A 20,784-nucleotide genomic window follows, 5' to 3' on the forward strand; every position below is an offset into this window, starting at 1 on the left:
GATTATTTTTAATTGACTATTTTAATATTTATGTTGTTTAACCTCCGTTTTTTTGTTGGTCTCTTAGTTGTTGTAGTGAATCTTTCTTTCTTTGTCTATCTTCCATAAGTTTTGCTCTTCTTTCTTCAAATTCTTTCTGTCTTGCTTCTCTAATAGAATCTCTTGTTTTTTGACGATCATTCATTATCTCGTCTCTTTCATCTTGCTTTTGTTGGAGTAATGCTTCTCTTTCTTCAGCTTTTTCTTTGTCTTCTTCTGCTTGCTCTACAGATTTATATTTGTCGTCACTTTCATCTTCTTTTTTGTCTTCTCTATCATTTTTTCTTGAAGAAACTTCTATAATTTTTAAAACCTGGTCGCTAATATCGTGTCTTTTTGCTGAAAATAAAAGAAGAGCGTCGGCAGAATTTTCAAAAATGAAATCATATTGTCTCTTTTCTCCTATTTCTTGTACGGCATTAAAAACTTGGTCTTGTACAGGTTGTATTAATTGTCTTTTCTGTACAATAAATTGTCCTTGTGGGCCAAATTTTTCTTCCTGATATGCTAGTATAGCTTTTTCTTCGTAGTCAATTTCTTCTTCTCTTTCTTCAATTAGCTCTTTTGTTAATAGCACTCTTTCATTTTCTAATTCTTGCTTCATGTTTTCTACATGTTGCATTTTAGTTTCAATTTCAGATTTCCATTTTTGAGTTCTTGCTTCTAGCTGTGTAGTAGCTTCTTTGTACTCAGGAACATGATCTAAAATATACTCCATATCTACGTAAGCTACCTTTATGCTTTTTTGTGCAATTGTGATTGTTGGTAGCGTTAAAAAAAAGAAGAAAATTAAAAAACTGTTTTTCATAATGCTTTATGTATAAAGAAAATATCGTGCCAAATAAAAAAAACTAGAATTGTTGTCCGATTATAAAATGTGTTTCCCAACCGTTAGCTCCTGTTCCTGTTCCTGGTATAGGATCAAAACCGTAACCAAAATCAATACCTAATAAACCAAAAGCTGGCATAAATATACGTACCCCAAACCCTGCAGATCTATTAAGTTGGTATGGGTTGTAGTCTTTAAATCCATCATATGAAGCTCCCCCTTCTGCAAATGTTAATGCGTATATAGAAGCGGATGGTTTTAAGGTAATAGGGTATCTTAATTCTAAACTAAATTTGTTGTATATGGTTGCTCCATCACTAGAGGTTATTTCTGAATCTGAACTGTAATCTCTATCTATTGGTACTAAAGATTGGTTAGGGTAACCTCTAAGACGTATTGTTTCACGTCCGTCTAAGCTGTAACCCCCAAGACCATCTCCTCCTAAATAAAATCTTTCAAATGGCGGGATACCTCTATCACTATTATAAGCTCCTAAGAAACCAAATTCAACATTGGTTCTTAAAACTAATTTTCCTGCAATTTGGTTATACCAATCACCGTTAAATTTAATCTTGTAATATTCTAACCAATTAAATTTTTCTTGATCAATTTTAGCTAAATCAGGGTCACCTTCAGAATCTTTGTAATCAGATTGGTTTTCTAAATCACCATAGTCAATGCCATTCCATAATGAATATGGAGGTGTGAATTTAGCGGTAAGGCTAAATTTAGACCCTCCCATAGGGAAAATAGGGTTAGTATACGTGTTATCTCTACTAATACCTAATGTTATAGCAAAGTTGTTTGCATAACCATCAGGGAAGTTAAATAAACCAATATCATAGTTTTTTAAGTTATAATGTTGAAAACTTAAGGCTGTAGATAATGTAAAATAATCATCTGGTATAGTTAAACGCTTAGCTAAGCCTATAGAACCACCTGTGATTAAAAATCTTCTATCTTTATCTGCTTCTGCATTAAAAGAATCATAATAATACTGTACTGTGTGAGATAAAGATGTAGTTAATCTAACTGGTTTTTTGCCTCCTAACCAAGGCTCAGAAAAAGATAAACTGAAAGTTCTATAAAAAGTAGATGCTTGAAGCCTTAAAGAAAGAGTTTGTCCATCTCCCATAGGTAAAGGTTTATATGCGTCTTTATCAAAAATTCCTTTTAGAGAGAAGTTATTAAAAGATAAACCTAAGGTACCTACAAAACCACTACCGCCATAACCTCCTTGTAGTTCAATTTGGCTAGCTCCACTTTCTACAACATTATACTCTAAATCTAGTGTACCATCATTAGGGTTTACGTTTTTAAACTCTGGAGATAATTGTTCTGCATCAAAAAAGCCTAATTGACCTAATTCTCTAACAGTTCTAACAACATCTTCTTTGCTGTATTTTTGACCTGGACGCGTTCTTAAGTTTCTGTAAATAACGTGATCGTTAGTTTTATCGTTTCCGTTAACAATTACATTATCAAAATAAGCTTCTTTTCCTTCAACAATTCTTATTTCAAAATCTATAGTGTCATTGTAAATTCTGGTCTCTACAGGGTTAATTTGTGAAAATAAAAATCCGTTATTTTGGTATAGGTTAGTAATATCATTAGCATCTGGACTTTCGTTGTCTGCAATTCTTTTTTTAAGAAGGGTTCCGTTGTAAACATCTCCCTTTTTGATTCCTAAAATTTGGTGTAATTGGTCATCTGTATAAACGCTATTTCCTAAAAAGTTAATATCACCAAAATAGTATCTGTCACCTTCTTCTAAATTAATGTTTATAGCAATTTCTTCTTCGTCAATTTTAATAATAGAGTCAGATGTTATTCTGGCATCACGATAACCATCTTCTTTATATTTTTTTATAATTTCTTTCTTGTCGTTTATGTAGTCTTCTTCAATAAATTTAGATCTCTTCCAGAAACGTAAAAAGTTTTTACGCTTGGTAGACATTTGAGCTCTTACTTTATTATCAGAAAAAACTTCATTTCCTTCAATGTTGATTTCAGAAATTTTTACTTTTTCGCCTTTATCAATTCTTAATATCATATCTACTTTAGAACTTTCAGAAGAAGTGGTGTCTTGTATTTCTGTTGTTCTAATATCTACTGAGGCATTTAAATAGCCGTCACTAGTGTAGTCTTTTTTGATATTTGCGCGTGTATTGGCAATTAAATTTTCGGTTACTTTTGTGCCCGGTTTTAATTTATTGTTTTTAATAATTTCTTCTCGGCGCTTTTTCTTTTTTAACCCACTTATGGTTACTTCATGAAGTTCTGGTACTTCTTGTATTTCAAGTTCAAGAAAAGCTTGATCTCCTTCAATTTTATTTATGTAGAAGTTAATGTCGCTAAATAGGCCTAAATCCCATAGCTTTTTTATGACATTACTCATCCTGTCTCCAGGAATAAATATTTTATCACCTTTTCTTAGGCCTGTAAAGGCAACTACGGTTTGCTCATTATAATTAGAGGTTCCTGTAACTTTTATCTCTGCAATAGTGTATTCTTTACTATTTGCAATAGCGACATCGTTTTGTGCAATACTTTTAAAACCAAATGCGATGCAGATTAATAATATTAATAGTTGTTTATTCATCATCACATTAACTAAGTTGCTCACTTGTTTTTCCAAATCTTCTCTCTCTATTTTGATAATTTAAAACGGCCTCTAATAAGTTTTCTTTTCTAAAATCTGGCCATAATGTAGGTGTGAAGTATAATTCTGCATATGCTATTTGCCATAACAGAAAGTTACTAATTCTTTCTTCACCACTTGTTCTTATTAATAAATCTACATCTGGTAGATTACTTGTATATAGGTTGTTGTTAATAGTATTTTCATCAATATCATTAACGTGTATACTGCCATCTTTTACTTTTTCTGCAATAGATTTCATGGTAGTTACTAATTCTTCTCGGGAACCATAACTTAAAGCTAAGGTTAGGGTCATTCGAGTATTATTAGAGGTTTTTTCTATTACTTCTTGTAATTCTTTTTTGGCTTTACTAGGTAAATTATCTAGAGAGCCAATGGCATTTAATTTTATATTGTTGTTTGTTAATGTTTTAATTTCTTTTTTTAAAGAAGAAACTAAAAGGTTCATTAACGTTTTTACTTCTAGTTTAGGGCGATTCCAATTTTCTGTTGAAAAAGCAAAAAGAGTAAGATTTTTTATGCCTATTTCTGCACAAATTTCTACTGTTTCTCTTACTGCTTTAGCTCCAGTTTCGTGACCTTTAACTCTTAAGAAGCCTTGTCTTTTAGCCCATCTACCATTACCGTCCATAATAACAGCAATATGTTTTGGTAGGTTATCTTTATTTATTTTTTCTTTTAAAATCATTTAAAAATTACAATAACAAGGTTTTCTTCCAAAAGTATAAGTGACAGTTATTCCTGTAAACATATACCAATCGTTTGTGTTTAGATTGCCAAAGGAAGGTAAATTTTCTCCGCCATCAAACTCTTCGGGATTACTTCCGTCAAGGTTATCTGTAAAAGTATATCTAGCTCCAATCTCTGCGGCAAAAACAAATTTTGTAGCAAAAGACCATTTAATGCCAAATACCATTGGGATAGCAAAATCTATCTTTCTTTTTCTTTTAGTTATTTCATTATTACTAGATAAGCCCATTTCATTACTTAAAAAACCAGTGATACCGCTATATAGGTACGGGGTAAATTGTGGCTTATATTTATGTAGACTCCATTCTTTAAATGTAAATTCTAAACCAAGAGACCCTTCTAATAATGAATTATCAAAATAATAACCTCTTTCTTGCCTTCTAGACTCGTCAGAATCTGCATCATCTGCACTTAATTGTGAGTATAGCAAACTTGCTCTAAATGAATGTCTTTCGCTTCTATTCCATTTTAATATTCCTCCAATAGCTAACTCATTTGGTGAAATATAATTTGTGCTACCTACATCACCAATATAATTGATGCCTCCAAGCATCACACCTATTTCGTAGGTTTGCGCTTGTAATGTATTGTTTAATAGCACTATCATGATGATTGCCGTTAGATACCTCATAAATTTCTAAAAGTTTGCAAATATATGAATTAAGTTTTCACTCACTTGATTATATAGGGGTGTATTTGTTATAAAAACACATTTAAGTAGTTTTTATTGTTTTTGATTGCGCTTATCTTCCCCCCACAAAAGTTTTTGGCGTAATGTAGGGATAAAGCTATCTTCGTTTAAAGAAACTAAATCTATGGTGAAAGGTGCTTTCTCTATATAAATTGAGGTGTTTTCATCTAGCGTGGTAAGTCTAGAGTCTAGTGATACTAAAAATTCTCCTGCTCTTGTAGATACTTCTAATTTTATTTTTGTTTTGTTAGGTATTACTAATGGTCTTGCGTTTAAATTATGTGGTGCAATAGGGGTTAATGCTAATGCGTTTGTTTCTGGTGTTATTACAGGCCCGCCACAACTCAATGAGTAGCCTGTAGACCCTGTAGGGGTTGTGATAATTAACCCGTCTGCCCAATAGGCGGTTAGGTATTTATCATCTAGCCAAGTTTTAATAGTAATCATAGAGGTGGTGTTTTTTCGACTTATTGTAATTTCATTTAAGGCAAAATTAACATCAGAAAGACTATTAGTTTTTGGAGTTGTTGCAATTGTTAGTAATTCTCTTTTAGAAATTGTGTAGTTTTTTTGTAAAATAGAAGAGATAGTTTGAGATATTTCTTCTTTTTGTATAGTTGCTAAAAAACCCAATCTCCCTGTATTAATGCCTACAATAGGAATGTCTAAGTCTTTTACGTAGTAAACACTTTTAAGTATAGTACCATCGCCACCAATACTAAAAAATAAATCGTACGAGCAATCTAGATTTTTAAAAGTTTTAAATTGATTGTATTCTTTTTTTATAACTTCATTTTCTCTAATGATTTCTAAAAAATTTTCTTCAATAAAAACTTCAATATTTTTTTTCTCAAGTGCATCTAGCAATTGCTGAACGTATTTTTCTGAGTTTTCATGGTAAAACTGACCGTAAATGGCTACTTTCATAACTAGATGTTGAGGTATTTGTCTAAATAATCAGACCTTTCTTTTAAATTTTTTAAAAACACATCTTCTTGGTGGGCACTCATCACTTTGTAGCTATATCTTCTAAATGTTTGAATAATTTCATTTAAACCAAGTAAGCCAACTTTTACAGTTATTTGTGCTACATCATTGGTTAAGTTGCTAACAAAAGTACCTAATACCTTACCTTCGTTAGATTCTACAATTTGGCAGATTTCACTAAAAGAATAATCTTTCATTCCTTTTTCAACTACAATAATAGCTCCGGGAGAATCCATAAACGGTGTTTCACTAAAAAAAGAAAGAATGTCACCAATTTCAAGATAACCTAAATATTTATTGTCTTTGTTAGACAGTACAGGCATTAAATTAGTGTTGTTTTTTGTAAAAGCCTCTAAAACATCTAGCCAATTATCGTTTTCACGAACAAAAAAAGTTTCTAAAGAATATTCAAATTCTTTCAAATCTTTGTCATTATCATAACAACGCACGTCATTTTCTGCAATACAACCTGTAAAAATTCCATCTTTTTCTATAGGAATATAGTTGTAAGTGAGATTGTTAAACAGTTTTTTAAACTCCTTAATTTTTTGATCTATGGGTTGAATAGATATGTCATTGATAATGTAATGAGAAATATTCATAGCACTAGGTTTTTGTGCAAATTAAGGAAAATATAGTACAAGAAAGGTTTTCTACTTTGTATTTTTGTTATCTAAAAAGTTTGAAATGACAAAATTAAGTGTAAATATCAATAAAATAGCTACTTTACGTAACTCTAGAGGTGGCGATGTGCCAAATGTTTTACAAGTTGCAAAAGATATAGAATCTTTTGGAGCAGAAGGTATTACCGTGCATCCAAGGCCAGATGAAAGACATATTAGATATCAAGATGTGAGAGATTTGTCTCCGCAGGTAACTACAGAGTTTAATATAGAAGGAAACCCTATTAAACAATTTGTAGATTTAGTTTTAGAAAATAAGCCCACTCAAGTTACTTTAGTGCCAGATGCAGAAGATGCAATTACTTCTAGTGCAGGGTGGGATACTGTTAAATATAAAGATTTTTTAACAGAAGTGATTCAAGAATTTAAAACTAACGGAATTAGAACTTCCATATTTGTAGATCCAAATCCAAAAATGGTAGAAGCTGCTCAATTTACAGGGGCAGATAGAGTAGAGTTTTATACAGAAGCTTTTGCTGAAAAATATAGCCAAGGAAATAAAAACGGAATTTTACCTTATGTCGAGTGCGCTAAAATAGCTCAAGAGGTTGGTTTAGGGATTAATGCTGGTCACGATTTATCTCTAGAAAACATTAAGTTCTTTAAAGATAATATTCCAGGTTTACTGGAGGTTTCTATAGGCCACGCCTTAATTGCAGAGTCTTTATATCAAGGCTTAGAGGTGGTAATTAATAAATATTTATCTTATTTAAAATAAATAGAATTATGGAGTTGTACGCAAATGTTATAGGTGAGGGTAAGCCATTTTTAATTCTTCACGGGTTTCTAGGTATGGGAGATAATTGGAAAACTTTAGGTACTAAATTTTCAGAAAATGGTTATCAAGTTCATTTAATAGATCAAAGAAATCATGGTAGAAGTCCGCATACTGCAGAGTTTAGTTATGAGCTGCTATCTCAAGATGTGAAAGAATATTGTGAGAAAAACCAATTAAAAAACATCGTGTTGCTAGGGCACTCTATGGGAGGTAAAACAGCAATGAAGGTGGCTTGTGATTATCCAGAGTTAATAGATAAATTGATTATTGCAGATATTGCTCCAAAATATTATGCGCCACATCACCAAACCATTTTAGAAGGTTTAACAATGTTAAATAATTCTGAATTAAAAAGTAGAGGCGAGGCAGATGAAAAGCTAGAGAAATTTATCAATAACTGGGGTACACGTCAGTTTTTACTAAAAAACCTTTATTGGAAAGAAAAAGGGAAATTAGCATTGAGAATGAATTTAGAAGTGCTAAAAGAAAAGATTAATGAAATAGGAAGCGCGTTAACCTCAGAAGAAAAATATACAGGTGAAACATTATTTATTAATGGAGGTAATTCAAATTACATACAAAAAGAAGATCAGCCTTTATTAAAAGAACATTTTCCGTCATCAAAATTAGAAACAATTGATGGTGTAGGTCATTGGTTACATGCAGAAAAGCCAAAAGAGTTTTATCAGTTAGTTGTGGATTTTATTGAGAAATAACAATTTTTTTGCTATGCTAGCATAATATTTCGTAATTTTAGTTGCTTAAAATTATTATTCTATTAAATTTGAGTATTACATTTGTAGAAAAATATAATCTAACTTAATTATGAAGAAACTTTTATTAGTAGTGATACTTCTGTTGTCTGCCACTTCAATTTACGCAGGTGGATATCGTGTAGGTGCTCAAGGTCAAAGAGCTTTAGCAATGGGGCATACGGGAGTAGCGGTAGTGAATAGTGCAGAATTAGCATTTTTTAATCCAGCGGGATTAGTGTTTTTAGAGAATAAATTGAATATCTCTGCAGGGGTGACTGGAGTTATCTCTAACGTGAAATGGCAAAATGAACAAACTGGAGCTTTTGCAGAAACAGAAAAAAGTATTGGTACTCCTTTTTATGTGTATGCTTCTTATAGTGTAACAGAAAAATTAACTTTAGGTTTAAGTATATCTACTCCATATGGTAGTAGTGTAGAATGGCCTACAGATTGGGAGGGGTCTCATTTAACTAATAGCATAGATTTACAAGCTATTTACATTCAGCCTTTAGTGTCTTATAAAATAACAGATAATTTAAGTGTAGGAGCGGGGCCAATTTTTGTTACAGGTTCTGTAAACTTTAATAGAAACCTAAATAGAACTTTAACTAATGAAGAGGGAGAGCGTTCTAATGTAGAAATAGATGCTTCTGGAGTTAATAGTTGGGGTTGGTCTGCAAGTGCAATGTATTCTCCTATAGAAAATTTAAGACTAGGGGTAAATTATCGTTCAGAAGTAATTCTAAAAGCAGAAGGAGGAGATGCAACTTTCACTAATGTGCCAAATTCACCTTTATCACCAGTTTCTAATGGTACAGTTTCTTTTGATGCAGAATTACCAATGCCAGCAGAGTTAACTATTGGAGTTTCTTATGAGCTTAACGATAAGTGGTTATTTGCTTTTGATTATAATAGAACATACTGGGATGTTTATGAATCTTTAGATATAGATTTTGCTCCAGATGATATTCCAGATTCAGTAAACCCAAGAAATTATAAAAACTCTTCTATCTACCGTTTTGGAGCTCAATATAAAGCTTTAGATAAATTAGACTTACGTGTGGGTTATTATTACGACCAGTCTCCGGTTCAGTCAGGTTACTTTGCGCCAGAAACACCTCGAAATGATTCTCAAGGTTATACAGGAGGTTTCTCTTACCAAATTACTCCTAAAGTAGCAATAGATGCTTCTTTTGCTTACTTAAGATTTAAAGAGATAGATGAGTCTTACGATCATTATCAAGAAAATGGACAAGAGGTAACTTTTGGTGGTACTTATAAAAGTAATGCTTTTTTACCAGGTTTAGGGGTAACTGTAAAACTATAAATAATTTAAAATGAAGATGAAAAATACAATTAAATATACGGTTTTACTTGCTTTAGGATTAGTTGCTTGTGAGCCTGAGTTTGAAAACTCTGTAGAAGAAAACGAAGTTTATACAAATGGAAATGCAGATTTTAGTACTTATGTAGCGGTAGGAAATTCTCTTACAGCAGGATTTGCAGATAATGCTCTGTACCAACAAGGGCAGAAAAATTCTTATCCAAATATATTAGCCGGTCAATTTGAATTAGTTGGTGGCGGAGAGTTTGTGCAGCCTTTAACTTCAGACAATCTAGGTGGTTTGTTATTAAATGGTGTTCAAATACAAGACACAAGATTAATTCTAGATGTAGATGCATCTGGTAGTCTTGCTCCAGTAAATATTAGCGGTACGCCAACTACAGAGATAACTAATACGCTTTCTGGCTCATTTAATAATATGGGAGTTCCTGGGGCAAAAAGTTTTCATTTAGTAGCAGAAGGTTATGGTAATGCGTCTGGGGTTTTAACTGGGCAAGCTAACCCGTATTTTGTAAGATTTAGATCTTCAGAAAATACAACAATATTGGCAGATGCTGTAGCGCAAAGTCCTACGTTTTTCTCTTTATGGATAGGTAGTAATGATGTGCTTAGTTTTGCTTCTTCTGGAGGTGTAGGTGTAAGCCAAGAAGGTAATTTAGATCCAGCTACTTACGGTTCTACAGATATTACAGATTCTAATGTATTTGCAGGGGTTTATTCTCAAGAAGTAGATGCGTTAATGGCATCTGCTACGGGAGGTGTTGTGTTAAATATACCAAGTGTAACAGATACACCGTATTTTACAACTGTACCAACTAGTCCGTTAGGGCCAGATGATTTAGGTGATCAGTTAGCAACTTTAAATGCAACTTACGCTCAGTTAAATCAAGCTTTTGCATTTTTAGGTGTGCCAGAAAGGTCTATAGAGTTTTCTGCTACAGCAGCTAGTGGGGTAGTAGTGCAAGATGAATCTTTAATAGATCTTTCTAATGAATTAACTCAAGTTTTAATACAGGGAGGTTTTGATGCTCAAACAGCAGCAATTTATGGTTTACAATACGGGCAAGCAAGACAATCTAATGAGTCAGATTTATTAGTTTTAACAAGTGCTTCTGTAATTGGAGTGGTTAATGAAAATAGATTTGCAGAGTTAGTAGCTCTTGGTGTGCCAGAAGCAATTGCAGGACAGTTGTCTGTTAACGGAGTAACTTACCCTATGGAAGATCAATATGTGTTAATACCAGAAGAGCAAGAAATGATTGCAGATGCAACCGCATCTTTTAATGCAACTATAGAAAATATAGCAACTGCTAATGGGTTAGCATTTGTAGATGTAAATACCTTGCTGTCTAATGTAGCAAATGGAGGAGTTGTGTACGATGGTGGCCTAATTACCTCAGAGTTTGCAACTGGAGGAGCTTTCTCTTTAGATGGTATACATTTAACCCCAAGAGGTTATGCAATTATTGCTAATGAAATTATAGAGGCAATAAATAATACTTATAATTCTACAGTGCCAGTGGTTAATGTTGGTAATTACAGTGGAGACCCTTCTATAGGGAGTGGTATCTCAGAGTAATATTGTTTTAGAAAATTGATTTTAAATGCTGAAGTTATTGCTTCAGCATTTTTTTGTTGTATAAATAGGTTAAATCTGTTTGTGAAAATAGAATAGATCTTTAATTTTAAATAAAATTAGATATGAAAACAATATTAAAAATTTTAATAACAGCTTTTATTGTAGTTGCCCTAGCTAACCTTTTGTCTGGTGTGGCTATTAATAATTACTTTACAGGCTTAATTGTTGCAGCTGTACTTGGTTTAATGAACTTAATAGTAAAACCAATACTTGTTATGCTTACCCTCCCTGTTACAGTAGTAACATTTGGTTTATTTTTACTAGTAATAAACGCAATTATTATATTGATGGTAGACGGATTAATAGGCGGTTTTTATGTAGAAGGTTTTTGGTGGGCATTATTTTTTAGCCTCTTACTGTCGTTTTTTCAATCGGTATTATTCTCTGTTTTTAAAGACAAGAAATCATAAACATTAAAAACTTGGTTGGCAGGCAAATAAATTGTAATTTTGCACACCAATTTTTTAGAAGTATAAAGAATGAACATCACAAGAGAAAATATTGACGAGCTTAATGCAGTAGTGAAAGTTGAAATCTCAAAAGAAGATTACAGCCCAAAAGTTGAAAAAATCTTAAAAGATTATCGTAAAAGTGCTAATATCCCAGGTTTTAGAAAAGGTCACGTGCCAATGGGCTTAGTGAAAAAACAATACGGTCAGGCAGTACTTGTAGATGAGGTTAATAAACTTCTTCAAGAAAACTTAAATAAATATTTAACAGAAGAGAAGTTAGATGTTTTAGGAAATCCGCTTCCTAAAGAACAAGCAGATTTTGATTGGGATAAAGATGACTATTCTTTTGAATTTGAATTAGGTCTTTCTCCTAAATTTGAAGTAGATCTTAAAACAAAAGAGCCAATTACGCATTATCAAATCGTTGCAGATGATGAGATGATTGATAATCAGGTGAAAACCATACAAAAACAATATGGTAAGTTGGTTTCTAAAGAAGAAGCTGCAGAAGGTGATTTAGTAGCAGGTACTTTTAAAAATGAAGAAGAAGGTATAGAGAATACAACAACTTTTCCTTTAGATAAGTTAAAAGGAAAACGTAACCTTAATAAATTTGTAGGAGCTAAAGTAGGTGATACTATTACTTTAAAAACAAAAAGTCTTTTTGAAGACGATCACGATTTAATTGAGTTTTTAAAAGTAGAGCACGATAAAGCACACGGTTTAGATGTAGAAGTTACTTTTGAGATAACTGAAATTAATCAACAAGAACCAGCAGAATTAAATCAAGAACTTTTTGATAAGTTGTTTGGTGAAGGTAACGTAACTAGCGTAGAAGAGCTAAAAGAAAAAATTAAAGAAGATGCAGAAAATCAATTTAAACAACAAAGCGACCAGCAGTTGTTAAATGATGTGACAGAAGCTTTAATAGAAAAAACTAAGTTTGATCTTCCTGCAGAGTTTTTACAACGTTGGATTATGGTAAGTGGAGAAAAGCAACTTACAGCAGAAGAAGCAAAAGAAGAATACGAAAAAAGTGAAAAAGGTTTACGTTTTCAATTAATTGAAGGTAAATTAATTCAAGAAAATGAGCTTCAAGTTCAATTAGAAGAGATTAAAGATCTAACTAAAGATCGTATCAAAATGCAAATGGCGCAATTTGGTCAAATGGATCCTTCAGAAAAAGATTTAGAAGATATTACTGCTAGAGTACTTTCTAACCAAGATGAGGTAAAGAAATTATCAGAGCAGGTAATGAGTCAAAAAGTATTAGAATTCTATAAAGAGAACGTTAACCTAGAGCAAAAAGAAGTTACTTACGAAAATTTTGTTAAGGAAGTATATAACTAGTCTTTTAAAGAATTAATAGCTATCTTTAAGGCGTTAAACCAATATGGAATAACGCCTTTTTTTATAACTATAAGCACGATTTTTATTTAAAATCAGAAAGGAAAATTAACTATGGATTTCGGAAAAGAATTTGAAAAATTTGCTGTAAAAGATCAAGGTATCAACAGTAATTATTATACAAAGATTGTAAGTAGCATGATGCCAGTTGGCATGACGCCAAATATTATAGAAGAACGCCAAATGAATGCGGTAGCAATGGACGTTTTTTCTCGTTTAATGATGGATAGAATCATTTTTATGGGTACTGGTATTAACGATCAAATTGCAAACATCATTCAAGCACAACTTTTATTTTTAGAAAGTACAGATGCTAATAAAGATATTCAAATCTATATTAACTCTCCAGGAGGTAGCGTTTATGCAGGTTTAGGTATTTATGATACTATGCAGTTTATCAAGCCAGACGTAGCAACTATTTGTACGGGTATGGCAGCTTCTATGGGGGCGGTATTACTTTGCGCAGGAGAAAAAGGAAAGCGTAGTGCATTGCCACACTCTAGAGTAATGATTCATCAACCTTTAGGTGGTGCGCAAGGGCAAGCAAGTGATATAGAAATTACTGCACGTGAAATTTTAATTTTAAAAGAAGAACTTTATAATATTATTGCTAAACACAGTGGGCAGTCTTATGATAAAGTACATGAAGATAGTGATCGTGATTACTGGATGAAGGCAGATAAAGCTAAAGAATACGGTATGATTGATGAAATTTTAGTGAGAGAGAAAGAGTAACTTATGGCGAAAGAAGAATTAGAATGTTCTTTCTGTGGAAGAAAGAAACCTGAAACAAATTTATTAATTGCAGGCTTAGACGCACATATTTGTGATCGTTGTATTGAGCAAGCGCACGGTATAGTAGTAGAAGAGTCTAAGCAAGAAGGTACTAACGAGCTTTCTTCAGAATTAATGCTTCGTAAACCGAAGTCTATTAAAACTTTTTTAGAAGACTATGTAATTGGTCAAGATTATACTAAAAAAGTGCTTTCTGTTGCAGTTTATAACCACTACAAGCGTTTGTTGCAGCCAAAAGATGAAGATGATATTGAAATACAAAAAAGTAACATCATCATGGTTGGGCAAACAGGTACAGGTAAAACCTTAATGGCAAAAACCATTGCAAAAATGCTTAATGTGCCTTTGGCAATTGTAGATGCTACGGTTTTAACAGAGGCAGGTTATGTGGGAGAAGATGTAGAGAGTATTTTAACTCGTTTGCTACAAGCAGCAGATTATAATTTAGAAAAAGCACAGCAGGGTATCGTTTTTATAGATGAGATCGATAAAATTGCACGTAAAAGTGATAACCCTTCAATTACACGTGATGTGAGTGGGGAAGGAGTGCAACAAGCTTTATTAAAGCTATTAGAAGGTACTACAGTAAACGTTCCGCCAAAAGGAGGGAGAAAGCATCCAGATCAAAAATTTATTGAGGTAGATACGAGTAATATTTTATTTATTGCTGGTGGAGCTTTTGATGGTATTGAGCGCAATATTTCTAAACGTTTAAATATTCAAGCAGTTGGTTATTCGGCTTCTAGAAGTGAAGATGAAATAGAAAAAGAAAACCTATTAAAATATATTATCCCAAAAGATTTAAAAGATTTTGGTTTAATACCTGAAATTATAGGTCGTTTGCCAGTGCTTACTTACATGAATCCGCTTGACGCAGAAACATTAAGAGCTATTTTAACAGAACCTAAAAACGCTTTAGTAAAACAGTATAAAAAACTTTTTGCTATGGATGATATTGAATTTGATATCACCGAAGGTGCTTTAGATTATATTGTTGAAAAAGCTATTGAATATAAGCTTGGTGCAAGAGGTTTGCGTTCACTTTGTGAAGCTATTTTAACCGATGCAATGTTTGATTTACCAGAAAGTGGTGAAACCGAATTTAAAGTAACAAAATCTTATGCTGAAAAGGCATTGCAGAAATCTACTATTAAAAAGCTGAAAGCAGTTTCTTAATCTATGTAGGTTGTCTAGTAAAGCATTATTCTAAATTTATTTCAGAATAGAATAATGTTTAAAGTTTAATAAAAAAAGCCCGCTAAATCTAGCGGGCTTTTTTTTGTTAAATTGAGTTGCTTTTTCACTATATTTATATGCTTAATCGTTAAATCATTTATTATGAAAAAATTTTTTTTACTCCCAGTATTGTTATTAGGATTATCATTTGGTAGTTGTACGCAAGAAACTGAAACTTTAGAAGAACAAGAATTTAATTTAGATTTAAGTGATATATCTTTTGCTATAGATTTAGGAGAAGATTTTTTTGTTTCTACTTATAATTTAGAAGAAGATAATTTAGATGAATTAATTAATGACCTTACAACTGAATTATATGATTTTTCTGAAGAGGATATACAAAAAGAAGGCTATATAGGCTTTGATCTTGTTATTAAAGGAACTCAAATCACAATTAAACCAATTGCGGGAACTATGACTGCTGAAGAAGTGAAATCAGGTAAAGATTGGTCTCAACTAGGTGTTTATTCTGTATCTAATAATTTAGCTAGTAAAATTCAAGAGGTTATTAATACAGAAGATAATAATATCAATATACAAGTAAAAAGAAATACTAAAAATGCCAGCTTGTTTTTAGGATAAATAAAATTTTAAATAATAAAAAAGCCCGCTAAATCTAGCGGGCTTTTTATTAGGTTAAAAAATGATTTTACATCATTCCTGGCATACCGCCACCCATTCCTTGTGGCATACCACCACCATTATCTTCTTCTGGTAAGTCGATTAATGCACACTCGGTAGTTAAGATCATTCCAGATACAGATGCTGCATTTTCTAAAGCAACACGAGTAACTTTCTTAGGGTCTATAATACCAGCTTCTAGCATATCTACATAAGCTTCTGTCTTAGCATCGTAACCAAACCCTTTTTTACCTTCAAGAACTTTGTTAATTACTACAGAGCCTTCACCTCCAGCATTTTCTACAATAGTTCTTAATGGAGCTTCTATAGCACGGTTCACAATTTGAATACCGGTTGCTTCATCTTGGTTTTCTGCTTCAAGTTTAGCTAAAGCTTCTTTAGCTCTAACTAAAGCTACACCACCACCAGCAACAATACCTTCTTCTACAGCAGCTCTTGTAGCGTGTAGAGCATCATCAACACGGTCTTTCTTTTCTTTCATTTCTACTTCAGAAGCAGCACCTACATAAAGTACAGCAACACCACCAGCAAGTTTAGCTAAACGTTCTTGTAACTTCTCACGATCGTAATCTGAAGTAGTACTTTCTATTTGAGCTTTAATTTGGTTAACTCTAGCTTTAATGTTTTCATCTTCACCAGCACCATTAACTAAAGTAGTATTGTCTTTATCAATGCTTACTTTTTCTGCTGTACCTAATTGCTCTAAAGTTGCGTTTTCTAAAGTAAATCCTCTTTCTTCAGAAATTACAGTACCACCGGTTAAAATAGCAATGTCTTCTAACATTGCTTTTCTTCTGTCTCCAAATCCTGGAGCTTTAACAGCAGCAATTTTTAAAGAACCTCTAAGCTTGTTAACTACTAAAGTAGCTAAAGCCTCACCGTCTACATCTTCAGCAACAATTAAAAGAGGTTTACCTGTTTGGGCAACTGGCTCTAAAATTGGCATTAAATCTTTCATGGTAGAGATTTTCTTATCGTAAATAAGAATATATGGGCTCTCTAAATCTGTAGTCATTTTTTCACTATTGGTAACAAAGTAAGGAGATAAATAACCTCTGTCAAACTGCATACCTTCTACAACATCAACGTAAGTTTCTGTTCCTTTAGCTTCTTCAACAGTAATTACACCTTCTTTACCAACTTTATTAAACGCTTGTGCAATTAACTCACCAATTACATCGTCGTTATTAGCAGAAATAGAAGCAACTTGTTTTATTTGCTCAGAGCTACTACCAACTTCAATACTTTGTTTAGCAAGTTCTTCTGTAATAGCAATTACAGCTTTGTCTATACCTCTTTTAATGTCCATTGGGTTTGCACCTGCAGCAACATTTTTTAAACCTTCTTTCACAATAGCTTGAGCTAAAACGGTAGCAGTAGTTGTACCATCTCCTGCAAGATCGTTGGTTTTAGAAGCTACTTCTTTTACCATTTGTGCTCCCATATTTTCTAAAGCATCTTCTAGCTCAATTTCTTTAGCTACAGAAACACCATCTTTTGTTACTACTGGAGCACCAAAAGATTTGCTGATAATTACGTTACGCCCTTTAGGACCTAAAGTTACTTTTACAGCGTTAGCTAATGCGTCTACACCACGTTTAATACCGTCTCTTGCTTCGAGATCAAATTTTATATCTTTTGCCATTTTCTTTTAATTTTTTATTTGTTTGATTTTTGAAATAAATTCTAAATCGAGATTAATTAAAGAACGCCTAATATTTCGGCTTCTTTCATGATTAAGTAATCTTTACCTTCTAATTTAAGCTCAGTACCAGAAAACTTACCGTAAAGAACTTGATCACCTTCTTTTACAGTCATGTCATGGTCTTTAGTACCATTACCAACAGCAACTACTTTACCTTGTTGAGGTTTTTCTTTAGCAGAGTCTGGAATGTATATACCAGATGCTGTTTTAGTTTCTGCCGCCACGGGCTCTACTACAACTCTATCAGCTAGAGGTTTAAATTTTAATCCCATTATAAAAATATTTTAAAAGTTATTTTAATGTTTGGCTTTTGGATATTCGAAAATTATGCCAATGAATGTTTGCTGCCAATAGGCAAAAAAAAATGCCAACTTGTCATTGACAGTTGGCATTTTTATGTGTGTTTGTAAGTAGTAGTTTACTCGCTATCTTCTGTAGTTGCAGCAGGAGTTTCTTGTGCTGGTACTTCTGTAGCTGGAGCGGCATTATCACCTCCAATAATTCTAGATTCAGACCCTTCTCCATTACCCATAATAGCAACGTTAGATAGCAAAATTAGCACTAATAAAACAGTAGCTAATGTCCAGGTACTTTTATCTAAAAAATTTGTGGTGTTTTGTGCACCACCAACTTGAGCACCGCCACCACCAAATGATGAAGATAAACCTCCCCCTTTAGGGTTTTGAACCATAATCACAACGATTAGCAAAAATGCAACGATAACGATTAAAACTAAAAATATTGTAAACATATTATGAACTTTTATTTTCTTGTAACTTTTTTATTTCCTGAATTTGGTCTGCAAATAAACCACTTTTTTCGGGATTTTTCAAAATTAATATTTTATATGCTTGAATTGCTTTAGAATAATTTTTTTGTTCTAAGTAAACTCGAGCCAATGTTTCTGTCATTAATTGATTGCTAGGCCCTTTGTCTACTAGCTTAATCTCTTTATTTTTATTTTCTCGAGCAGGGGAAATTTTAGGATTATTGGCTATAAAATTATCTATTAATTCAAACTTTTTAGAGATTTCTTTTCTTTTAATATTAGTTTCTGGAGCATAATCTGGTCTATTAACCTTCTTTGCACTTGCTAATTTTAACCATTCTGAGAAAGAATGTGCTTCAGATTTATTAAATTCTAAGGGTTTTTCTAAGTTTAATTGTTCTTCATTGTTTTTTTCTGAAGGTGTTGTGTCTTTTTTTGAAGCTTCAAATAAATTAGGGTCTAATACACGGTCTGCTTCTGTAAGATTCATTTTTACAGCTTCATCAAAACTTTCATTTTTAACTTCAGTAATTTCTTCAGTATAATTTCTAGATTTAATTTCTTCTGAAATATGGTGTTGGTTGAAGTTTTTAGAGGTAATGTAGTCAAATAAAATTCTTCTATCTGCGGTGTATGCAGCTACTTTTCTTAATTCGGCATTATAAGAGAAGTGATGATTTTGTTTTAGTCCTTTTAAGTGTAAAGCTCTAGCGGTTTGAAAATACGGAAACTCTTCTACAATTTTTTGTAGTTGATTAGTTTGTGCTTGTGTGCAAACTTTTGGAGTGTCTATAATTTCTAAAAATTCTGTAGGGGTCATTACCAATCTGTTAAAGACTCATTAAATATGTCTTGTGTTAATCTAGTGAAAATTTCTTCTAAAGCAGTGTCTAAATCACTTCCTGTAAGTAAATCTGTTCCAGAATAATCATAGTAAAAAGAGAAACGTTTTTCAAAATCTTTCTCAGGGTCTTTGTTGTTGTAGTATCTAACATTTACAGCAATTGTTAATCTGGTTTGTGCTGCTGTATTATCACTTGTTGCTGTCATTGGAGAGAAGTAGTACTGCACTATTTCTCCTTCATAAATTAAATCTGCATTATTGTTTACTAAACTTAAACTGGTTTGGTTTTGAATAAAATCTTGAAGATCGTTAGTAAACGTTCTGTCAATACCAGGTTCTATTAAGTTTGCTGTATTCTGAAAGAGGTTAACCTGAAAGGTTTTTGCGTCTCCAACACTTGCTCCGGTAAGAGAATAAATTCCGCAGCTTTGAAATGATAAAATTGTAACAATTAAGGCAAGAGCACTTAAAAGCTTGTGGGTGTATTTAGGTGTTTTCATTTTATAAATTGTACTGTTTTATTTTTCTGTATAAAGTTCTCTCGCTAATACCTAGTTCTTCTGCGGCAGCTTTTCTTTTGCCATTGTGTCTTTCTAGAGATTTTTTTATCAATTCAATTTCTTTGTCTTGTAAAGAAAGGGTTTCTTCTTCTTCAATTTCTTCTGCAAAAGAGTATTTGTCTTCTGTGGTAGAGGTTGGGGTAGGGGTGTTGTTTTCGTAATTTTCTGGAATGTGTAGCACTTCCATTTGTTCTTCTAATTCTTCTTGGTATTGCTCTTGCTCTTCGTCGTTACCATATATTTTCTGAATTAGACTTTCATTTTCATTTTGTACTTGATCGCTATCATCATTTTTCATGAGTTCTAGCGTGAGTTTTTTAAGGTCGTTAAGATCACTTTTCATGTCAAATAAAACCTTGTACAAAATTTCTCGTTCATTGCTAAAATCACCTTCATTTTTTTTCTGATTCACAACAGCAGGAAGGTTATCTCCCAAATTAGGTAAATAAGATCGCAGAGCGTTAGCATCTATAGCTCTAGTTTGTTCAAGCACAGAAATTTGTTCTGCTATATTGCGTAATTGTCTAATATTACCGCTCCATCTATATTTTTGCAATATTAAAACAGCATCATCACTTAAACGAATTGATGGCATTTTGTATTTTAAGGCAAAATCTGAAGCAAATTTTCTAAATAATAAATGTATGTCTTCCCCTCGATCTCTTAATGGAGGTAGGTGAATTTCTACTGTACTTAATCGGTAATATAAATCTTCTCTAAATTTTTCTTTTTTAATTGCTTCAAACATATTTACGTTTGTGGCAGCTACAATTCTTACGTTGGTTTTTTGCACTTTTGAAGATCCCACTTTTATAAACTCGCCATTTTCTAATACACGTAGTAAGCGTACTTGTGTAGTAAGTGGTAGTTCTCCTACTTCATCTAAAAAAATGGTGCCGCCATCTGCCTCTTCAAAATAACCATTACGTGTTTGAGTTGCTCCTGTAAATGCTCCCTTTTCGTGCCCAAAAAGTTCGCTATCTATAGTTCCCTCTGGTATTGCCCCGCAGTTTACTGCTATGTATTTGCCGTGTTTACGGTGAGATAGTGAGTGAACTATTTTAGGGATACTTTCTTTACCAACTCCACTTTCTCCTGTAACTAAAACAGAAATATCTGTAGGGGCTACTTGAATAGCTTTTTCTACAGCTCTATTTAGAGCTTTGTCGTTACCAATAATACCGAAACGTTGTTTAGTTGCTTGAACTGATTCCAT

Annotated in this window: 21 protein-coding genes; 9 read left to right on the forward strand and 12 right to left on the reverse strand. The window is 32.6% G+C overall.

Translation table 11 applies throughout. The features are described 5' to 3' along the window. Nucleotides 1–37 precede the first annotated feature (37 nt). The 6 genes from BUC03_RS09410 to BUC03_RS09435 form a co-directional block, all read right to left on the reverse strand. Nucleotides 38–847 (reverse strand): OmpH/Skp family outer membrane protein, encoded by an 810-nt coding sequence (locus BUC03_RS09410; protein WP_073150866.1) that lies wholly within the window; start codon nt 845–847, stop codon nt 38–40. A gap of 43 nt (nt 848–890) precedes the next feature. Next, nucleotides 891–3,470 carry a BamA/OMP85 family outer membrane protein gene (locus tag BUC03_RS09415; protein ID WP_394333508.1) on the reverse strand — a complete coding sequence of 860 codons (2,580 nt, stop codon included), beginning with the start codon at nt 3,468–3,470 and terminating at the stop codon, nt 891–893. 7 nt (nt 3,471–3,477) lie between these two features. After that, nucleotides 3,478–4,218: an isoprenyl transferase gene (locus BUC03_RS09420; RefSeq protein WP_073150871.1), complete on the reverse strand. Its 741-nt coding sequence runs from the start codon at nt 4,216–4,218 to the stop codon at nt 3,478–3,480. Next, a complete protein-coding gene (porG, locus tag BUC03_RS09425) occupies nt 4,219–4,911 on the reverse strand; it encodes a type IX secretion system protein PorG (RefSeq protein ID WP_073150874.1) in 693 nt (230 codons plus the stop codon). Nucleotides 4,912–5,004: 93 nt separating this feature from the next. After that, complete coding sequence (locus BUC03_RS09430) at nt 5,005–5,898, reverse strand: NAD kinase (protein WP_073150877.1); 894 nt, start codon at nt 5,896–5,898, stop codon at nt 5,005–5,007. Nucleotides 5,899–5,900: 2 nt separating this feature from the next. Beyond that, the gene (locus BUC03_RS09435) at nt 5,901–6,560 is read right to left on the reverse strand and encodes a CBS domain-containing protein (RefSeq protein WP_073150880.1); all 660 of its coding nucleotides are present in this window, start codon (nt 6,558–6,560) and stop codon (nt 5,901–5,903) included. A gap of 85 nt (nt 6,561–6,645) precedes the next feature. Between BUC03_RS09435 and BUC03_RS09440 the strand changes: the two genes are divergently transcribed. From BUC03_RS09440 to BUC03_RS09480, 9 genes are all read left to right on the forward strand, one after another. Then, nucleotides 6,646–7,359: a pyridoxine 5'-phosphate synthase gene (locus tag BUC03_RS09440; protein ID WP_073150882.1), complete on the forward strand. Its 714-nt coding sequence runs from the start codon at nt 6,646–6,648 to the stop codon at nt 7,357–7,359. A gap of 8 nt (nt 7,360–7,367) precedes the next feature. Beyond that, nucleotides 7,368–8,135 (forward strand): alpha/beta fold hydrolase, encoded by a 768-nt coding sequence (locus BUC03_RS09445; protein WP_073150885.1) that lies wholly within the window; start codon nt 7,368–7,370, stop codon nt 8,133–8,135. A 109-nt stretch (nt 8,136–8,244) separates the two neighbouring features. Continuing rightward, nucleotides 8,245–9,501: an OmpP1/FadL family transporter gene (locus tag BUC03_RS09450; protein WP_073150887.1), complete on the forward strand. Its 1,257-nt coding sequence runs from the start codon at nt 8,245–8,247 to the stop codon at nt 9,499–9,501. 16 nt (nt 9,502–9,517) lie between these two features. Then, on the forward strand, nt 9,518–11,098 hold the full coding sequence (locus tag BUC03_RS09455; RefSeq protein ID WP_073150890.1) for an SGNH/GDSL hydrolase family protein: 1,581 nt from the start codon (nt 9,518–9,520) through the stop codon (nt 11,096–11,098). A 122-nt stretch (nt 11,099–11,220) separates the two neighbouring features. Further along, nucleotides 11,221–11,568 carry a phage holin family protein gene (locus BUC03_RS09460; protein WP_073150893.1) on the forward strand — a complete coding sequence of 116 codons (348 nt, stop codon included), beginning with the start codon at nt 11,221–11,223 and terminating at the stop codon, nt 11,566–11,568. Nucleotides 11,569–11,637: 69 nt separating this feature from the next. After that, nucleotides 11,638–12,960: a trigger factor gene (gene tig / locus BUC03_RS09465; protein WP_073150896.1), complete on the forward strand. Its 1,323-nt coding sequence runs from the start codon at nt 11,638–11,640 to the stop codon at nt 12,958–12,960. A 111-nt stretch (nt 12,961–13,071) separates the two neighbouring features. Beyond that, nucleotides 13,072–13,752 carry an ATP-dependent Clp endopeptidase proteolytic subunit ClpP gene (gene clpP / locus BUC03_RS09470; RefSeq protein ID WP_073150899.1) on the forward strand — a complete coding sequence of 227 codons (681 nt, stop codon included), beginning with the start codon at nt 13,072–13,074 and terminating at the stop codon, nt 13,750–13,752. A 3-nt stretch (nt 13,753–13,755) separates the two neighbouring features. After that, a complete protein-coding gene (gene clpX, locus BUC03_RS09475; protein ID WP_073150902.1) occupies nt 13,756–14,988 on the forward strand; it encodes an ATP-dependent Clp protease ATP-binding subunit ClpX in 1,233 nt (410 codons plus the stop codon). Nucleotides 14,989–15,150: 162 nt separating this feature from the next. Beyond that, nucleotides 15,151–15,630, forward strand: coding sequence for a hypothetical protein (locus tag BUC03_RS09480; RefSeq protein WP_073150904.1), 480 nt, complete (start codon nt 15,151–15,153; stop codon nt 15,628–15,630). A gap of 67 nt (nt 15,631–15,697) precedes the next feature. Here BUC03_RS09480 and groL read toward each other — a convergent pair whose 3' ends face one another. From groL to BUC03_RS09510, 6 genes are all read right to left on the reverse strand, one after another. After that, nucleotides 15,698–17,335 (reverse strand): chaperonin GroEL, encoded by a 1,638-nt coding sequence (gene groL, locus BUC03_RS09485; protein WP_073150907.1) that lies wholly within the window; start codon nt 17,333–17,335, stop codon nt 15,698–15,700. A gap of 56 nt (nt 17,336–17,391) precedes the next feature. Next, nucleotides 17,392–17,667, reverse strand: a complete 276-nt coding sequence (locus BUC03_RS09490; RefSeq protein ID WP_073150909.1) for a co-chaperone GroES — start codon at nt 17,665–17,667, stop codon at nt 17,392–17,394. A 146-nt stretch (nt 17,668–17,813) separates the two neighbouring features. Continuing rightward, on the reverse strand, nt 17,814–18,146 hold the full coding sequence (gene secG / locus BUC03_RS09495) for a preprotein translocase subunit SecG (RefSeq protein WP_073150912.1): 333 nt from the start codon (nt 18,144–18,146) through the stop codon (nt 17,814–17,816). A gap of 1 nt (nt 18,147) precedes the next feature. After that, a complete protein-coding gene (locus BUC03_RS09500; RefSeq protein ID WP_073150915.1) occupies nt 18,148–18,984 on the reverse strand; it encodes a hypothetical protein in 837 nt (278 codons plus the stop codon). After that, nucleotides 18,984–19,508: an LptE family protein gene (locus BUC03_RS09505; protein ID WP_073150917.1), complete on the reverse strand. Its 525-nt coding sequence runs from the start codon at nt 19,506–19,508 to the stop codon at nt 18,984–18,986. The genes BUC03_RS09500 and BUC03_RS09505 overlap by 1 nt, the downstream gene beginning before the upstream one ends. Before the next feature lies 1 nt (nt 19,509). Beyond that, a complete protein-coding gene (locus BUC03_RS09510; RefSeq protein ID WP_073150920.1) occupies nt 19,510–20,784 on the reverse strand; it encodes a sigma-54 interaction domain-containing protein in 1,275 nt (424 codons plus the stop codon).

The sequence above is a fragment of the Mesonia phycicola genome, assembly GCF_900141885.1.
Taxonomy (GTDB): Bacteria; Bacteroidota; Bacteroidia; order Flavobacteriales; family Flavobacteriaceae; genus Mesonia; species Mesonia phycicola.